This window comes from Teredinibacter haidensis (assembly GCF_014211975.1).
GTDB lineage: Bacteria > Pseudomonadota > Gammaproteobacteria > Pseudomonadales > Cellvibrionaceae > Teredinibacter > Teredinibacter haidensis.
Map to the genome: position 1 here is coordinate 3,710,901 of NZ_CP060084.1, position 17,389 is coordinate 3,728,289.

At 49.3% G+C, this 17,389-nt stretch carries 18 protein-coding genes; 11 read left to right on the top strand and 7 right to left on the bottom strand.

Annotated elements, in window-relative coordinates:
• Positions 1 to 28 precede the first annotated feature (28 nt).
• Positions 29 to 802, bottom strand: a complete 774-nt coding sequence (locus tag H5715_RS14925; protein WP_075187179.1) for an exodeoxyribonuclease III — start codon at positions 800 to 802, stop codon at positions 29 to 31.
• A 277-nt stretch (positions 803 to 1,079) separates the two neighbouring features.
• Between H5715_RS14925 and pyrE the strand changes: the two genes are divergently transcribed.
• Positions 1,080 to 1,718, top strand: a complete 639-nt coding sequence (gene pyrE, locus H5715_RS14930; protein ID WP_075187178.1) for an orotate phosphoribosyltransferase — start codon at positions 1,080 to 1,082, stop codon at positions 1,716 to 1,718.
• A gap of 5 nt (positions 1,719 to 1,723) precedes the next feature.
• The gene (locus H5715_RS14935) at positions 1,724 to 2,368 is read left to right on the top strand and encodes a hypothetical protein (RefSeq protein WP_075187177.1); all 645 of its coding nucleotides are present in this window, start codon (positions 1,724 to 1,726) and stop codon (positions 2,366 to 2,368) included.
• Positions 2,369 to 2,381: 13 nt separating this feature from the next.
• Here the strand turns inward: H5715_RS14935 and slmA are convergent, their stop codons facing one another.
• The 4 genes from slmA to coaBC form a co-directional block, all read right to left on the bottom strand.
• Positions 2,382 to 2,990 (bottom strand): nucleoid occlusion factor SlmA, encoded by a 609-nt coding sequence (gene slmA, locus H5715_RS14940; protein ID WP_075187176.1) that lies wholly within the window; start codon positions 2,988 to 2,990, stop codon positions 2,382 to 2,384.
• A gap of 311 nt (positions 2,991 to 3,301) precedes the next feature.
• Positions 3,302 to 4,243 carry an acetylglutamate kinase gene (gene argB, locus H5715_RS14945; protein WP_075187175.1) on the bottom strand — a complete coding sequence of 314 codons (942 nt, stop codon included), beginning with the start codon at positions 4,241 to 4,243 and terminating at the stop codon, positions 3,302 to 3,304.
• A complete protein-coding gene (locus H5715_RS14950; protein WP_075187174.1) occupies positions 4,243 to 6,780 on the bottom strand; it encodes a phosphomannomutase/phosphoglucomutase in 2,538 nt (845 codons plus the stop codon). Before H5715_RS14950 ends, argB begins: the two co-directional genes overlap by 1 nt.
• 35 nt (positions 6,781 to 6,815) lie before the next feature.
• Complete coding sequence (gene coaBC / locus H5715_RS14955; protein ID WP_075187173.1) at positions 6,816 to 8,051, bottom strand: bifunctional phosphopantothenoylcysteine decarboxylase/phosphopantothenate--cysteine ligase CoaBC; 1,236 nt, start codon at positions 8,049 to 8,051, stop codon at positions 6,816 to 6,818.
• Between the two features lie 113 nt (positions 8,052 to 8,164).
• On the opposite strand from coaBC, the gene radC reads away from it, so the two are divergent.
• From radC to mutM, 5 genes are all read left to right on the top strand, one after another.
• Positions 8,165 to 8,839, top strand: a complete 675-nt coding sequence (radC, locus tag H5715_RS14960; RefSeq protein ID WP_075187172.1) for a RadC family protein — start codon at positions 8,165 to 8,167, stop codon at positions 8,837 to 8,839.
• A 132-nt stretch (positions 8,840 to 8,971) separates the two neighbouring features.
• On the top strand, positions 8,972 to 10,075 hold the full coding sequence (locus H5715_RS14965; protein ID WP_075187171.1) for a glycoside hydrolase family 5 protein: 1,104 nt from the start codon (positions 8,972 to 8,974) through the stop codon (positions 10,073 to 10,075).
• A gap of 265 nt (positions 10,076 to 10,340) precedes the next feature.
• Complete coding sequence (rpmB, locus tag H5715_RS14970) at positions 10,341 to 10,577, top strand: 50S ribosomal protein L28 (protein WP_075187170.1); 237 nt, start codon at positions 10,341 to 10,343, stop codon at positions 10,575 to 10,577.
• A 27-nt stretch (positions 10,578 to 10,604) separates the two neighbouring features.
• Positions 10,605 to 10,760, top strand: coding sequence for a 50S ribosomal protein L33 (rpmG, locus tag H5715_RS14975; protein WP_075187169.1), 156 nt, complete (start codon positions 10,605 to 10,607; stop codon positions 10,758 to 10,760).
• 91 nt (positions 10,761 to 10,851) lie between these two features.
• Complete coding sequence (gene mutM, locus H5715_RS14980; protein ID WP_075187168.1) at positions 10,852 to 11,670, top strand: bifunctional DNA-formamidopyrimidine glycosylase/DNA-(apurinic or apyrimidinic site) lyase; 819 nt, start codon at positions 10,852 to 10,854, stop codon at positions 11,668 to 11,670.
• Between the two features lie 3 nt (positions 11,671 to 11,673).
• Here the strand turns inward: mutM and H5715_RS14985 are convergent, their stop codons facing one another.
• Positions 11,674 to 12,108 carry a hypothetical protein gene (locus tag H5715_RS14985; RefSeq protein ID WP_185906549.1) on the bottom strand — a complete coding sequence of 145 codons (435 nt, stop codon included), beginning with the start codon at positions 12,106 to 12,108 and terminating at the stop codon, positions 11,674 to 11,676.
• Positions 12,109 to 12,480: 372 nt separating this feature from the next.
• Positions 12,481 to 13,200: a ribonuclease PH gene (gene rph, locus H5715_RS14990; protein WP_075187166.1), complete on the bottom strand. Its 720-nt coding sequence runs from the start codon at positions 13,198 to 13,200 to the stop codon at positions 12,481 to 12,483.
• 138 nt (positions 13,201 to 13,338) lie between these two features.
• Here rph and H5715_RS14995 point away from each other — a divergent pair, with 138 nt between their 5' ends.
• The 4 genes from H5715_RS14995 to H5715_RS15010 all read left to right on the top strand — a co-directional run bounded on the left by H5715_RS14995 (position 13,339) and on the right by H5715_RS15010 (position 17,377).
• Positions 13,339 to 14,205: a YicC/YloC family endoribonuclease gene (locus tag H5715_RS14995; protein ID WP_075187165.1), complete on the top strand. Its 867-nt coding sequence runs from the start codon at positions 13,339 to 13,341 to the stop codon at positions 14,203 to 14,205.
• A 68-nt stretch (positions 14,206 to 14,273) separates the two neighbouring features.
• Complete coding sequence (gene gmk / locus H5715_RS15000) at positions 14,274 to 14,891, top strand: guanylate kinase (protein ID WP_075187164.1); 618 nt, start codon at positions 14,274 to 14,276, stop codon at positions 14,889 to 14,891.
• 58 nt (positions 14,892 to 14,949) lie between these two features.
• Entirely contained in the window at positions 14,950 to 15,231 is a 282-nt protein-coding gene (gene rpoZ / locus H5715_RS15005; RefSeq protein WP_075187163.1) for a DNA-directed RNA polymerase subunit omega, read from the top strand.
• Positions 15,232 to 15,265: 34 nt separating this feature from the next.
• Positions 15,266 to 17,377, top strand: a complete 2,112-nt coding sequence (locus H5715_RS15010) for a RelA/SpoT family protein (protein ID WP_075187162.1) — start codon at positions 15,266 to 15,268, stop codon at positions 17,375 to 17,377.
• Positions 17,378 to 17,389 lie beyond the last annotated feature (12 nt).

A 17,389-nucleotide genomic window follows, 5' to 3' on the forward strand; every position in this document is an offset into this window, starting at 1 on the left:
CGGAGGAATGGAGCGGCGCAAAGCCGCTCTATAAATCGTCGATATCGTAATCGACAATTAAGGGTAGATGGCTGGAAAAGTGGCGGGTTTTGTACAGCGCCGCATACTCCACCTTCTTCGACAGCGAGTTGGAAATCGCCTGATAATCGGTTCGCCAACCGTCTCCAAGACCAATTTCTCCGGTAGGCCACCAGGAGTACTCCCCCCCTTCGGGCACTGCCAAACGGAAAGCATCAGCATAACCCAACTGCTTGAACAGCTGATTCATCCACTGCTGCTCGTGAGCAAGAAAGCCAGATTGATTAATATTGTCCTGCCAATTCTCAACATCTTTCTTAGTGTGGGCCATACCCCAGTTACCGCAAAAGATAAAATGGCGACGCTTGCGCGTGATTTTATGCAGCAAGGCCTGAAAATCGTCGAAGAACTTAATTTTGACTTCCTGCGACTCCGCTTCGTAAAAAGCAGAAGGCGCGAGAAGAGAGCCAATGGAATAGCGCTCAAAGTCGACCTGCAGGTAGCGACCTTCCATATCTACGCCACTGGAAAACCCCAAACCGTAGATCAGCGCCTTTGGCTGGTGGCGGCTGTATATGGCCACGCCGTTGTAGTGTTTGATACCGGAGTCAAAGAAGTAGGCAAAATAACCCTCAGGATGAAAAATAGGATCATCCAACTCATATTCGAGTGCACGAATATCCTGCAAACAGATAATGTCTGCATCCTGCCCATCTATCCAGTCAAACAAACCTCGTTGCGCCGCCTGGTGAATACCATCAACGCATAGACTGATTACTCTCATACCGACCCCTTAATAACGCGCCGATATAATACAGATAGTTGTAATTCTTTGTCATTAATTATCACAAAATTCATTTGGGATTAAGCTTTCCCTATTTATCGTTAGGTTTCCTTTACTGTCTTTTCTTATAATAGACGGATATCAGTGTCTTGGAGGACATTTGCGACGCCTCGGTGGCTCAAACAGCCATATTTCGACATTGACCCTCTGCTCATCCGCATATAAACCGCCAACAAAAAGGCTTACGAAAAGCTATTCAAGCCAGGCCGGAGAAAGAATGAAGCCCTACCAACAAGATTTTATTGAAATGGCCATTGCCAGTAATGCCCTGAAATTTGGTGAATTTACGCTCAAATCAGGTAGAAAGAGCCCTTATTTTTTCAACGCAGGCTGTTTCCATGGAGGCGCCCATATCGCCCGCCTAGGAAGAGCCTATGCGCAAGCGATAGTGGATGCCGGTCTCGAGTTCGATATGCTTTTTGGGCCAGCCTACAAAGGTATTCCGCTTGCCGCCGCTACAGCTATAGCCCTCGCAGATAATCACCATCGCGACCTGCCCTGGTGCTACAACCGCAAAGAAGTGAAAGATCATGGTGAGGGCGGCACGATGGTCGGCGCGCCCTTACAGGGACGCGTTGCCGTAATTGATGATGTGATCACAGCAGGCACCGCCGTTAGGGAGGTATTGTCCATTATCGAACAGGCCAAGGCTCAGCCTGCAGCTATCGTTATTGGGCTTAACCGCGAAGAGCGGGGACAGGGCGAACTATCCGCCATTCAGGAACTCCAACAATCAACAGGCGTTCCGGTGATCAGTATCATCAGTCTAAGCGATATTATGAGTTACCTCGAAACCAGAGGTGACGCCACAACACTTGAGCACATCATCCACTATCGCAACCAATACGGTGTTTAACCACAATGTGCAAGCCTAGCAGTAAACGATCAACATCGCGTCAACTTCTCCCTGCTTTCCTCCTGGGTGTGGTCTTTTTTTGTCTTCCCCTCAGCAGCTACGCGCAGCACGTTTACTATCGCTACATTAACAAGGACGGGGTGAAAGTGCTCGATCACTACATACCTCCAGAGTACGCGCAAGACGGATACGAAGTGATTAACGCCTCCGGGCAGGTCGTCAAGGTGGTGCCGCCTGCGCCCTCGGAAGAGGATCTTGCACGCAATGCCGCAGAGCGCGAAATTCAAGAAGTCTACGCCCGCCTGAAGCGACGCTACTCCTCCGCTAAAGAAATAGAATCAGCGAAGCAGCGTCGGCTGAAGAATATCAACACCAATATTTCTATTCTTAACGGCAATATCAGCGGCCTGAATAATCAGATTGAAAAAATCATGAGTAAAGCTGCCAGCTTCGAACGCAAAGGAAGCACGGTACCGGAAAACCTTTTACAACAGCTGATAGACGTACGAGCGGAGTTAGCAATTGCAGACGAATTGATGCAGATTCGACAAGCCGAATACGAAGACGTAATAACAAAATACGACGAAGATATTTCAGCCTTTTCTAAAGGGGTCGCGCTGGATAAATTATCCAAAGCCAAAATTCAGTGATACCAGATTTTGCTTAGCTGTACTGCGGCTCTGCTGCCAAAATCCCATGCACCATATGGTGCCATTGCTGGGGCCAGTTAGCTGTCGGCAAACGTTTAAATTCACTGCGTACGTAAAGTGACATTTTGCCGTCCAGCAAGGCCATTAACAGCCCCACCGTTTCGATAACCGACATCCCGAAATGCAAACCTTCTTTTAATTCAGCCTCGCGGAATATTTGGCGTAATTGAGTTTCAAGCCGCTCGAATAACTGTATAACCCTAAGCCGCAAACGATCCGTTTCGCCAGCCAGGGCATCGCCTGTTAGTATGCGTGTAATACCGGGATTTCGTTCCGAAAACGCCAGCACAAGGTGCAGCATTTTTTCGCAACGAAGCAACGCATTTTCATTTTCAGAGTTGATAATAGAGATTCGAGAAAAAAGCGTTTCCTCGATAAACTCAATAAGCCCCTCGTACATTTTCGATTTGCTGGGAAAGTGGCGATAAAGGGCAGCCTCGGAAACACCGACCTCTTTCGCTAGCGCAGCAGTAGTGATACGCGCACCTGGGCTAACCTCTAACATATGGGCAAGAGCTTCGAGAATCTGCTGCCGACGCGGCTTTTTATTATTTGTATTCATTCAAACAGTTTCGTGGATAATGCTGGGACAACATCACCCAAAATGCAACTATTGTTGGGCGCATTCACTTTCACTACTACCATCGCCATTAAGCACGCTCTGACGATGACATAACTATACCACCTCGCAAAAAACAATCCTGATCAATCAAAACGAATGAAAACTGTCTTATAAATGTCACTATGACGCTTTATTATAGACAGGCAGACGTTTGCGCTCTCTTGCGATATTCTACTTAAAACAGTTAGGGACTTATCCTAGCGGCTAGCGTTAGCCGCTTCAACCGGATATTGATGCTATTAGTGAAATACCTATCGTGATTGGTCGGTTATTAGGGTACCCACACCCGCATCTGTAAAAATTTCCAACAGAACTGCGTGAGGAACACGCCCATCAACAATATGGGCGCTGGCAACACCGGATTTAACCGCATCCAGCGCACAGCGAATTTTCGGCAACATTCCGCCGTGGATAGTGCCATCATCGATCAATTCATCAACGCGCTCCGTACTGAGGCCGGTAAGTGTTTGCCCCTCTTTATCCTGCAATCCGCCGACGTTAGTCAACAACATTAATTTTTCGGCCTGTAAAACTTCGGCAACCTTACCGGCAACCAGATCAGCATTGATATTGTATGACGCTCCGTCGTCCCCAACACCAATGGGGGCGATTACAGGAATAAAATCGCTGCCTACCAACAAATCAATTACAGCGCGATTAATCGATTTAACTTCACCGACGTGGCCAATATCAATAATTTCCGGCGCATCAATATTTGCCTGCTCTTCTTCACTCAAACAGCGGTTAAGCACTAATTTTTTCGCTTGAATCAAATGACCGTCTTTGCCGGTAACACCGATGGCCTGGCCACCAGCACTATTAATTAAACTGACAATCTGTTTGTTAACAGTAGCGCCCAAAACCATTTCCACAACGTCCATGGTTTGGCTATCGGTAACGCGCATACCCTGAACAAACTCAGATTTAATCCCCAGTTTTTTTAACAACTCACCAATTTGAGGCCCACCGCCATGAACCACAATAGGGTTCATGCCTACCAGCTTCATTAGCACTACATCACGAGCGAAGCTGTGCTGAAGTGCTTCATCGGTCATTGCATTGCCACCGTATTTAACAACGATAGTTTTACCGGTGAACTTTTGAATGTAAGGAAGGGCTTCGGTTAAAACTTCAGCAACCTGAGTAGGATTATATTGAGAGGCTTGAGTAGTAATTGATTCTGTACCTTGCATTACGAATTTTTGTTCCAGTCTACGTTAATTGTATTGTCTATCGCTCTAAGTTCTTTGACAAAAAGCGATTTTAATTGATGCAGCGCATTTTCATCATCAGCCTCAAAACGAAGCGTTAGATGCGCAGAGGTGTTGGATGCTCGAATCAATCCCCAGCCATTGGAATAATCAACACGCATTCCGTCCAGAGTGGTGATTTTTCCGTTGCCAAACTGGCCCTTCTCAATAATGGATTTAATAATGTCGAATTTTTTATCTTCGGCCACATCAACACGAATTTCCGGGCTACTTGGTGATTCGGGAAATGCCGCGAATATCTCGTCCAGCGTTTCGCCCTGTAAACTCAAAATTTCTATTAATCTTGCTGCAGCATACAGACCATCATCAAAACCGAACCAGCGATCTTTTATAAAGATATGCCCGGAATATTCACCACCAACCAACGCACCCGTCTCAACCATCTTCGCTTTCATGGGAGAGTGTCCGGTCTTCCACATAATAGGTCGACCGCCAACCTCGGTAATGCAGTTATTTAAATGGCGTGTACTCTTTACGTCGAAGACAACATCCGCTCCGGGGTTGCGGGATACAATATCGCGCGCAAACAACATAAGTAAACGATCTGGCCAAATGATTTTACCTGAACCTGTCACTACAACGATACGATCGCCATCGCCATCGAGCGCCACTCCGAGATCCGCCTTCACCTCTTTCACTTTAGCGATGAGTGCGCTGAGGTTCGACTCTATGGTGGGGTCTGGGTCATGGTTAGGGAAGTTGCCATCCAACTCACAGAACAACGGTGTGACCTGGCAACCCAGCTCTTCAAACAAACGCGGCGCCACCATGCCTGCAACGGCGTTGGCAGCATCGATTACAATCGACACATCGCCTGCCAGCGCAACATCGGAAAAGATAGTATCGATATAGTTGGGCACAATATCCAGGCGCATTTCTTCGCCCTTACCCTGATAAACATTGTTCGCCATCATGCGTGAGCGTATCGCTTTAATGTCGTGCTCGGAACGGCATTTCCCCTTCATAACCACCTTAAATCCATTTTGATGGCCTGGGTTATGGCTGGCGGTCACCATTACACCGCTGGAGCTCGCATCAAGCGTTTCGGTCGCAAAGTAGAGTAACGGAGTAGGAACCGTTCCGATATTTAAGACCTGGCAACCGCTACTGAGGATACCGCGAATAAGGTACTCCGTTAACTTAGGGCTGTGCAGACGCGCGTCGCGAGCAACGATTAACGTATTCTCGCCCAAATCCAGCGCTTCACTACCCAATGCCCGACCGAGAGCTTCAGCAAAGCCCTCATCTATATCCGTACCGTAATCACCACGAATATCATAGGCACGAAATATATGGTCGGGAATGTCCAACCCACTCTCCTGATCAGCACTCTGCTGCTCTGAAGCCAGTAAAGCGGCAGAATCCGTGCCTTTTTCTTCGTCTTCCAATCCTAACAGCTCTTGATCTTCCTCTGCGATATCAACATCCAGAATATCGGTTTTCCGATACAGGTTTCCGCTAACGTCTTCTACTGTCTCTGTACCTGCTGCAACAGCTGAAATGGTTTCCCATGCACCCTTAGCCTTACCCTGAGCAAGCACTACCTGAATACGCTCGCCTAAACGACTACCCAGCCAGAGTGCCGCTCCGATAAGTACGATGGAAAAGACCCCGAGACCCGTCAACAAAAAAGGAATATTAACCCGGGCCTGTTCCGACATACGATAGCCTGGAGAAAACCTAACCTCCCAGGGCGTATCGGCAACCGCCACCTGCTGAGCGGCGGCCACTGAATCACCCGCATAACGTGTAATAATCTGTGGTTTGCCGGTATTAAACATCTGCAACAACGTTATGTCGCCCATACCAATATTGTTTTGCTCAAGTACTTTAGTGAGGCCATCCACCTTCAGGCTGACCAACATGCTGCCTATCGCAGGTTGCTCCCCCGTCGCCGGAACTGGGCTCACAAAACTCAGTAGGCGGTCCTTACCCAACACTACAGCCTCCGGCTGCAATGGCATACGGTTCTCGGCGAAACGAATGAGTTCCAGCTCAGAAAAACGAATTGGAGGATAGATTTCGGCATCGTGTTTAGCGCTACCACGCGCAAAAAACCGCACACTGACCACATCTTCCAATTGCTCGCTCAACATCTTTGAGTAACGCTCTAGCGTTTCGGTATCGTTGACGATCAAGCCAGTACTTAACAGGGGCTTACCAGCAAATTGCGCAACCGTTTTTTGCACGGAGTGTACGTAAATCTCGACATTTCGCGCACTCAACTCGGCGCGCTGCCTGGCGAGCTGCTGGAGTTTATCTTCTTGCTTTACGACAACTTCTGAACGATGAACCGCGCTCACAAGATACGCGCTGATTAGACCAGCAAGCAACATCCCCGCTATTCGACAAATAGCAACAGGAGAAATTTTTACTTTCTTTTCAGTTGTATCTTCAACGTCTGCTGTTGTAATTTGCTGCCGATCAGGGTCTGAAAATTTTTCAAAGTTATCAGTCACCAGTTATTCCTTGTTTCTATATATTTTATGTTTTTTTATGTCAGCTCATACGACTGCTGCGCAATCCATTGAACAAGATCGCGAGCTAGCTGTGCTTTACTGCGTTTTTTATAATGCTCAACCATTCCTGCTGAAGTGAATACTTTAACCGTATTGTCATCGCTGTCGAAGCCAATATCTTCCTGAGAAACATCATTGGCGACAATCGCATGCAAACCTTTACGCTCCAGTTTTTCCATTGCGTACTCATCTATTTGCTCGGTCTCTGCAGCAAAGCCAACAACAAAGCGCTCTCCGGGTAAGGCCGCAACAGCGGCAACGATATCGGGGTTTTTGACCAACTCAATAACCATCTCATCGGCGCTGCTTTTTTTCATTTTTTGCGTGGCAACAGACTTGGGCCGATAATCGGCAACGGCAGCAGCGGCAATAACAATATCTGCGGTATCCACTTCTGCTATGACCGCTTCATACATTTCCTGCGCCGATTCAACAGGCCTATATTCTACACGGGTCGGCACAGCCAACTTCGTTGGGCCGCTCACCAATACTACCTGCGCACCAGCTTCCACCGCTGCATCAGCCAGAGCATAACCCATTTTACCCGAGCTTCGATTACTGATATAGCGCACAGGATCGAGCGCCTCAAGGGTTGGGCCGGCGGTTATCAGCACACGCCTGCCAGCCAGATGTCCGCAAACAAATTGACTTGCTGCAGCTTGTGCGAGCTCTTCAATATCCAGCATACGGCCGGGGCCATAATCGCCACAAGCCTGCTCACCAACGCCAGGGCCAGCAATGATCATACCCATCTTTTTTAAGGTAGCAATATTGCGCTGGGTTGCACTTTGCAGCCACATGGTTTGATTCATCGCCGGAGCGATAACGGTTTTAGCGTGAGTCGCTAGACTCAGGGTTGTCAGCAAATCGGAAGCTTCACCACAGGCTAACTTTGCAAGCACGTTGGCTGTCGCTGGAGCTATTAACAGCAGATCTGCCCAGCGAGCCAATTCGATATGCCCCATACCCGCTTCGGCGTCGGCATCCAATGTTGAGGTATGAACCGTGTTACCGGACAGCGCCTGCAGCGTCAGGGGCGTTACAAACTCCTGGGCAGCTCGACTCATCACCACACGCACGTTTGCACCCACGCCTTTAAAGCAGCGCACCAATTCGGCACATTTGTAGGCGGCAATACCTCCGGTGATTCCCAGCAAAATATTCTTATTGGTCAACGAGTGGAGATTAATCGGCTCGGCGCTATCACTCATGTGCAAACTCTTTGATCTGAAATGGAGTTATCTGCCTTTTTATTGGCAAGTAACTAGCAGGTCGCTAAGATACCATTTTCAGGAAGACGAATGAACTTAACAAGGATGAGGACATGGCAATTACCGACTGGCCGGCAAACGAAAGGCCTCGCGAAAAACTTCTCTCTAAAGGCGCCTACGCGCTATCCGATGCCGAACTGCTCGCCATATTTTTACGCACCGGCTGCACGGGAAAGTCTGCGGTGGATCTCGCTCGTGAACTACTTACCCACTTCGGCGGCCTACGACCACTGCTAAGCTCAAGCCAGACGGAATTTTGCCGCGGCCTTGGCCTCGGCAGTGCAAAATACGCTCAACTACAAGCGGTGCTGGAAATGTCGCGCCGACACTTTGGTGAACAACTGAAACGGGAACAACACTTCACCAGTAGCCGCGCTGTAAAAAATTACCTTCAGCTACAGTTGCGCGATCGCAGCTCGGAAGTATTCGCCGCTCTTTTTCTCGACAGCCAGCACCACCTAATCGCCTTCGACGAACTCTTTCAAGGCACCATCGATGGTGCCGCAGTCTACCCGAGAGAAGTTGTAAAACGTGCGCTGAGCCACAACGCCGCCGCTGTCATTTTTGCCCACAATCACCCCTCCGGTATCGCAGAGCCCAGCAATGCAGACCACAGCATTACCCAGCGCTTGAAGGACGCCTTACAACTGGTGGACATTCGCACTCTGGACCACCTAATTGTGGGCGAAAGCCATACCACCTCATTCGCTGAAAATGGCTGGCTCTAGAGCAACCCCGCCAATTTTTACCTAGCGACAGCCCCGTGGCCGCTATAATATGGAAATACCTATAGGGCCCAGCGCCCGCCCTGGGATCGTTTACGATTCCAAAAAATACAATCAAAAAAACAGAGACCACCTATGATTACCCTACGTACGTTCATTAACCCTATCGCATTCGCGTTGCTGGCACTGTTCACTGCCAATATCGCCAGCGCGAGCAATACGGCCACCCCCGCCAAAGGCGAATGGTGGAACGCACCCTACCCCACCCCCTTTGACGCGAGCACACTAAAAAACGATATGAGCTTCGTTCGTGTTGAAGGCAATAAGCTAGTAAACGAAAGCGGCGATACCGTTGTGTTTCGCGGCGTTAATATTTCCGACCCCGATAAACTCAGCCTCAATGGCAAGTGGAGCAAGGCCCACTTCGTGGCAGTAAAATCCTACGGTGCAAATGTTGTGCGGCTTCCGGTGCACCCCGTAGCGTGGCAAAAACGAGGCAAGCACGAATACTTTAAGCTGCTCGACCAGGCTGTACAGTGGGCCAACGAGCTCAACCTCTACCTGATTATCGACTGGCACTCCATTGGCAACCTGAAAAGTGGCCTCTACCAGCACCCCATGTACAACACTACCGAGCAGGAAACCCAGGAGTTCTGGCGCCAAGTCGCTTTCCGCTACAAGGGAGTTTCAACCATTGCCGTTTACGAACTGTTTAACGAACCCACTCTCTACAACGGCCAGCTCGGGCAGATTACCTGGGACGAATGGCGTGAAATTAACGAAAACCTGATCTCCATTATTTACGCTCACGATACAGATGTTATTCCGATGGTTGCCGGCTTTAACTGGGCCTACGATCTGACCAACGTAAAGAAAAAGCCATTTCGCGCCAAGGGTATCGCTTACGCCGCACACCCCTATCCGATGAAGAGCAACAAACCTGCAGCAGAAAAGCCTAAGGACTGGGAAAAAACCTGGGGCTATGTCGCCAAGTCCTACCCTATAATCGCTACCGAAATAGGATGGATGGACGAGAACCTGCCCGGCGCACACGTCCCAGTAATGGATGACGGTAGCTACGGCCCAGCTATCGTGAAGTATATGGCTGACCGCGGCATTTCCTGGACCGTATGGTGCTTTGATCCCGACTGGCCACCACAAATGATTTCCGACTGGGAGTACACTCCAACCGAACAGGGCGAGTTCTTCCGCAAGGTCATGCTGGAAGCAAATAAGTAGCGCTAAAACCCGATAAGGCCTGTTAGCGCCAAGCCGCTGACAGGCTGTACGCACTATTCGCGGAATCGCTGCAAAGAAATAAGATTCTCGGTTGCTATTGCCCCCTCATTTTGGTATAAAACGCGCCTCTTTTCGGCCAGGCCCCGCTATCAGCGTAATTTTTAGCCGATTGGGCCGAATTTAATCCGATTTGAAACATTTATTTTGACTACTGGCGCACTTGCCGTGGTCCTACACCTACTGACTAATATGAAGAGGTAAGACAATGGCTAAGGTATGTCAGGTTACTGGTAAACGTCCGGTAACAGGCCACAACGTATCTCACGCAAAAAACCACACTAAGCGTCGTTTTTTGCCAAACTTGCATACTCACCGTTTTTGGATTGAGTCTGAGAAGCGCTTTGTAAAATTGCGTATTTCCAGCAAGGGTATGCGTATCATTGATAAAAACGGTATCGAGTCTGTGCTGGCCGACATCCGTTCCCGCGGCGAAAAAGTTTAAGCCTCGGCATAACTCTGGAGAATCAACATGCGCGATAAAATCCGTTTGAATTCAAGTGCCGGCACCGGTCACTTTTACACTACCGACAAAAACAAACGTACTATGCCGGGCAAAATGGAGATCAAAAAATACGATCCCGTTGTTCGCAAGCACGTTATGTATAAAGAAGGCAAAATTAAGTAGATTGCTTTTTGAATATTGAAAACCCGGCAACCGCCGGGTTTTTTTCGTTTAGCGACAACACAATCATCTACCCTACTGTAAAACCTACGCAATGCCTGAGCTGCCCGAAGTTGAAACCACTCGCCGCGGAATCACGCCCCACATCAAGGGCAAGAAAATTCGTCGCCTTAGCGTGCGGAACGCCAATTTGCGCTGGCCTATTCCCGCCGAACTAATTGAACTAGTAAAACGAAAAACCATTACCGATATTCAGCGCCGCGGGAAATACCTGCTCTTCCAGCTGTCATCAGGAGTAACACTTCTGTGGCATTTAGGCATGTCGGGCAGCATGCGAATTCTTACTCAGGCACAAGCCCCCAACATACATGATCATGTCGATTTAGAGCTGACAGACGGTACCACACTTCGCTTCCACGACCCTCGCCGTTTTGGCGCCCTGCTGTACACGGAGGGCGACGCTGCAGAGCACCCCCTAATATCCCATCTGGGCCCGGAACCGTTAAGTGAAGACTTCAACTGCGATTATCTCTACCAACGCACGCGCAAGCGCAGTCAAGCGATTAAAGCAGCCATTATGGACAGTAAACTGGTAGTCGGTGTGGGAAATATTTACGCTAACGAAGCGCTTTTTAACGCGGGGATCCACCCCTTAAAGGCGGCAGGAAAACTTACGCATCCAGCATGCGAACACTTAACCATCGAAATAAAGCAGGTTTTACAAGAGGCGATAAAGCAGGGTGGCACAACTCTGCGGGATTTTACCGGAAGTGACGGCAAGCCTGGCTACTTTGCACAACAGCTTTCCGTGTACGGGCGCTCAGGCGAGCCCTGCAACAAGTGCGGTAAACTTCTCACAGAAAAGCGGCTGGGTCAGCGCTCAACGGTATACTGTACAAAGTGCCAACGCTAACGATTAATTGATGGGTGAGCGAACCAAGCCCATAGTACCGACCAAACGATCTGATCGCGGCTTAACCATACGCGGTACCGGGGTGCTAACATCGATAAACACCGGCTCGCTAAATTCGTCTAATACGGTTTCTTGCTTATCCATAACAGCCCAGCGAGCCTTATAACCATAGCGACCATTCTCGCGCACCAATTCAGACAACGCGCTAAAACGCGGCCCTGTCATAATACGCTTAAATTCTCCACCATCCTTGTTGCGATAAACCTCCAGCTGCATGCCCTGCTTTTCCGATTGAAACGCGCTGGTGCTAGACTGAATTCGCAACACGTAGCTACCATCATCCGAAGATGTTGGTGCACTTAAGTGAACTGGCTCCGCAGCAACAACCTCACCCCCGTAAGTACAACAGATAACCGCAACAACTGCTGACAACTTCATAATTATTCTCACTCTCTGATCCATCTTTCCCGGCGCAATCAAAAGTTGATTGCGCCCAAAAATACTTCCCTGGCCGATTGCATGCGAATTCTTTACGTAAAAACTCACTGCAAATTATTGTTATTACCCCAATATCAGGCTAGTCCAAGCCCGAACTGCCATTATTTCAAAAATCCTTAACCGATATTGTTACCAATTCGTAACCTGCTGAAAATTCAGCCAAAACTACGACCAGTTTTTCAGTCCATCTACTACCACAGCAGCAGAAAATCACAACCCAGAGCCCTAGAAGCGAGCCAAGCACTCTGGATTTTCGCCGTAGCAGGATAACGCATTTGTTTTACAGCGATGAGATGAGCGTCAAATTTGCGTCTATTCGCTCAACGCCTTTTTCTGTAGTACATTGAGCTCCGCAATTCCTTTCTTCGCCAATGTAAACATGGAGGCAAACTGGGACTCGGAAAAAGGTTCTTTTTCAGCTGTACCCTGAATCTCAATCAAACCACCGTCTTCGGCCATAACCATATTCATATCCGTGTCTGCACTAGAATCTTCAGGATAATCCAAATCCAAAACGGCCTGACCACCAACCACCCCCACCGAAACAGACGCGATCATACGCAGCAGCGGATCGGTTTCTATCATTTTGTTTCTCTGCATAGAACGCAGAGCATCCACTAGCGCAACGCAGGCACCCGTAATCGAAGCCGTTCGCGTCCCACCGTCAGCCTGTATCACATCACAGTCGATGGTTATGGTGAATTCCCCCAGTTTTTCCAAGTCAACTGCGGCTCGTAGGGAACGTCCGATTAAACGCTGAATTTCTACTGTGCGCCCACCCTGCTTACCACGAAACGCCTCGCGCCCCATGCGTGAGCCGGTTGAACGTGGCAACATGCCGTATTCCGCTGTAATCCAGCCTCGGCCTTCGCCCTTCATAAAGCGGGGTACACCCTCTTCCACCGAAGCGTTGCAGATAACTTGCGTGTCGCCGAAAGCAACTAATACAGAACCCTCCGCATGACGCGTGAAATGTCGCTGAATGGAAATATCTCGAAGCTGGTCTGCCTCACGGCCGCTGGGTCTGGTCATAATTTCTTACCTAATTTGGGGGCTGTTATTGAAGGGTCGCTATTATGCTATTGTCGACGGTTATTTAGTATCGCTGTGTTACCATTAACGACGCACACAATAAAAACGAAAGACAGAAACAAGATCAAGGAATTACCTATGCCACGCAGCATGACTGGCTTTGCACGCCAACAAGCCGAACACAGTTGGGGACAACTCAGCTGTGAAATTCGCAGCGTTAACCACCGCTATCTCGAGCCAAGCATTCGTTTGTCGGATGCGCTACGCGCCCAGGAAACAGCTCTAAGGGAAATGTTGCGCAAGGGGGTCAGCCGGGGCAAAGTGGAAGTAAGCGTCCATTTAAAAACGGAGGCGTCTAACGAAAATGACCTAGCCCTCAACCAAGCCCTGACCAATCAGATTGCAGCACTCGCAAAACAAGTCAGTATGCAAATCGACAATCCTGCCCAGATCAATCCACTCGAGATCCTACGATGGCCCGGCGTTATCCAGGCTGCCGAGATTAACCCCGACGAGTTAGCAAAAGCCGCTGTCGACCTTTTCTCAACAACCTTAAGCATGCTTATCGAAAACCGCGAACGCGAGGGTGAAGAGCTGAAAAATTTTATTCTTCAGCGCCTGGAAACCATTGGTAAACACGTTAAGGTCGTGCGCGAACAGCTCCCCGAACTACAAGCTGCCTACAAGGAAAAGTTGCGAGGTAAAGTAGAAGCCCTCAAGATTGATGTAGACGAAGACCGATTCAATCAGGAAGTCGTTTACGTTTGCCAGAAATCCGATGTAGCCGAAGAGCTGGATCGCCTGGACGCTCATATTCAAGAGGTCACCCACACCCTGAAACAGGAAGGCCCCATTGGTCGCCGCATGGATTTCCTAATGCAGGAATTGAATCGCGAAGCCAATACGCTTTCTTCCAAATCCATGTCCAGCGAAACATCGCAGATTGCGGTAGATTTAAAAGTCCTGATCGAGCAGATGCGCGAACAAGTTCAGAATATTGAGTAATACCTGCAAATTAGAGCAGACTATAATCCGTTTTTTAACCCACCGATTGCGGAGTTGTAACAGTTCAAATGAGTTATCTCGGTACGCTATACACCGTTTCCGCCCCCTCCGGGGCGGGCAAAACCAGCCTAGTAAAGGCGCTGGTGGAATCCACCCGCGGAATTAAGGTTTCGGTTTCCCACACGACCCGCTCCATTCGCCCAGGCGAACAGGACGGTATCAACTACCACTTTGTTAACCACGAGAGCTTTGCTTTCATGGTTGGCGAAGCTGAATTTCTGGAGCACGCCCAGGTCTTCACCAATTTCTATGGCACGTCCAAAACCTGGGTTGAAGAAACTCTGACCACCGGCGTTGACGTCATTTTGGAGATAGACTGGCAGGGCGCAGAGCAGGTCCGCAAGCAAATCCCCTCTGCCGTAGGCGTATTTATCCTGCCTCCGTCAAGAGAGACACTGCTGGAACGCTTGACCGGACGCGGGCAGGATGGCGAAGACGTGATCCAGAAACGAATGGCTGAGGCTAAGAATGAAATATCCCACTATGTTGAGGCCGACTATCTCGTTATTAACGACGATTTCGACGAGGCCTTAACCGAATTTCGCTCAATTGTACTCGCTCGGCGACAAACGCTTGAAAAACAGCAGCAAAAGCACCAAGACTTACTCTCGGGGCTCTTGTCGTAGCTGTCCATTTTGCGTACACTTCTCGCCCTTTTTTATTAACAATCGCGGAACAAGATTAATGGCAAGAATTACGGTAGAAGATTGTTTGGATCACGTTGATAACCGCTTTGAGCTGGTTATCGTTGGTAGCAAGCGCGCGCGTCAGCTCGCGGTTCAGGGCAAAGACGCTTTAGTACCGGAAGAAAATGACAAGCCCACCGTTATCGCCCTGCGCGAAATCGAACTAGGCCTTGTCGATGCCAGCATTCTGGATCAGGACGACGAAGATGCTCGCGAAGAACTGCTACTAATTGATAACATCGAAGGTGACCAGGGGCTCAATACTGCTCCGGAAATGTAATTAGGGCCCGTTATCAAGCCCTTGGAGGAACCCGTTGCTCACTATAGATTCGCTCAGCCACCGGCTTTCCTCATATCTCGAACCCGTGCAGATCAACCGGGTTAAGCGCGCCTACTACTACGCCGAACAGGCCCACTCCGGGCAATATCGGCGTAGCGGTGAGCCCTATATCACCCACCCCCTCGCTGTTGCCAATATTCTCGCATCAATCCATATGGATCATCAAAGCCTGATGGCCGCCATGTTGCACGATGTGATTGAAGACACAGGCATAGGCAAAAAAGCTATCAGCCACCAGTTTGGGGGCCAAGTTGCCGATATTGTCGATGGCGTCAGTAAACTCGCCAAAATCGAATTTGAAACCCAGGCAGAAAAGCAGGCCAAGAACTTTCAGAAGATGGCTCTTGCGATGGCACGCGATCTGCGAGTAATCGTAGTAAAGCTTTCAGACAGATTACACAATATGCGCACACTGGGCGCCCTGCCCGCAGAAAAAAAACGTCGTATAGCCAAAGAAACTCTGGAGATCTATGCTCCCATCGCCCACCGACTGGGGATGAACGACTGGCGCATTGAGTTTGAAGATCGCGGCTTTGCTGCCATGCACCCCTTGCGTGCTACTCGCCTCCACGCCTCCCTGCAGCAGGTTCGCGGCAATCGCAGAACACTGGTGGAAAAAATACAATCTGCCATCGAGATGCGTCTGCAGCGCGAGGAGATCGAAGGCCTGGTTATTGGTCGCGAAAAACACCTGTACAGCATTTACAACAAGATGCGCAGTAAGCATAAATCCTTTAAGGAAATTATGGATGTCTATGCCTTCCGCATCATTGTTGAGAACATCGACACCTGCTACCGCGCCCTCGGCGCCATCCATAACCTGTACAAGCCTAAGCCCGGCGAATTTAAAGACTATATAGCCATCCCCAAAGAAAACGGCTACCAATCACTGCATTCGATTGTGATCGGCACACAGGGCGTACCCATTGAGGTCCAGATCCGCACCAAAGAAATGGACGAGCTGGCCAGCAGAGGTATAGCCGCCCACTGGCTGTATAAATCTTCCGGCGATGACGAAACCTCATCCGGCAGTTACGACCGAGCCAACCGCTGGATAAAGCGATTACTAGAGATACAGCAACACACCAACAGCTCTGTAGAATTTGTCGAGAACGTTAAAATCGATCTCTTCCGCGATGAAGTGTATGTATTTACCCCCAAAGGGGAAATTATCGAATTACCTGCTGGCTCCACACCCGTGGATTTTGCCTATGCGGTACATACACAGGTCGGCAATACCTGCGTTGCCTGCCGCATTAATGATCGCCCTGCGCCCCTGTCACAAACACTGGACAGTGGGCAAAAAGTTAAGATTATTTGCTCGGAAAAATCCCAGCCGAACCCCAACTGGCTAAACTTTGTTATTACTGCGAAAGCCCGCTCAGCTATTCGTCACTACCTGAAAAACCAGCGTCATACCGAGTCGGTAGGGCTGGGCAAACGCATGTTTGAACGCGCGCTGACAAACAACAATCTCAATATAGATAAACTCAGTACGGAACAGATTCAAATATTACTGGAGAAAACCAGCAGCTCATCGCTGGATGTCATGTACGAAAGCATCGGTCTGGGCGAAATTACCGCTCTAACCATCACCAGCATTCTATTACCGGAAGCCGAAGCCAATCTCAATAACTCAACCAGCCCCATTGCTATCGACTCTTCCGACAGCTTGCTAATCAGCTTTGCCCGCTGCTGCCGCCCCATACCCGGCGATCCCATTGTTGCCCACCTGAGCACGGGTAAAGGCGTTGTCGTTCACCGCGAACTGTGCAAAAACGTCAGCGACCTAAGAAGCAAAAAAGAAAATCTGTCTGATATAAGCTGGTCTTCTGATGTGCAAGGAGAATTTTTTACACGGGTACGCGTAGAAGTGAAATCAGAACGCGGCATAATCGCTTCCCTAGCAACGCGTATTGCCAACACAGGAACCAGCCTAGAAGGTATTCAGGTTGACGAACGCGATGCCGAGCACAGCGTGATCAATTTAACTGTCGCCGTCAGCAGTCGTGTGCATCTTGCCACGGTTATGCGTTCAATTCGTAATATGCGCTCCGTAACGGGCGTAAGTCGACCAAAGAATTAATTAGAAAATTCT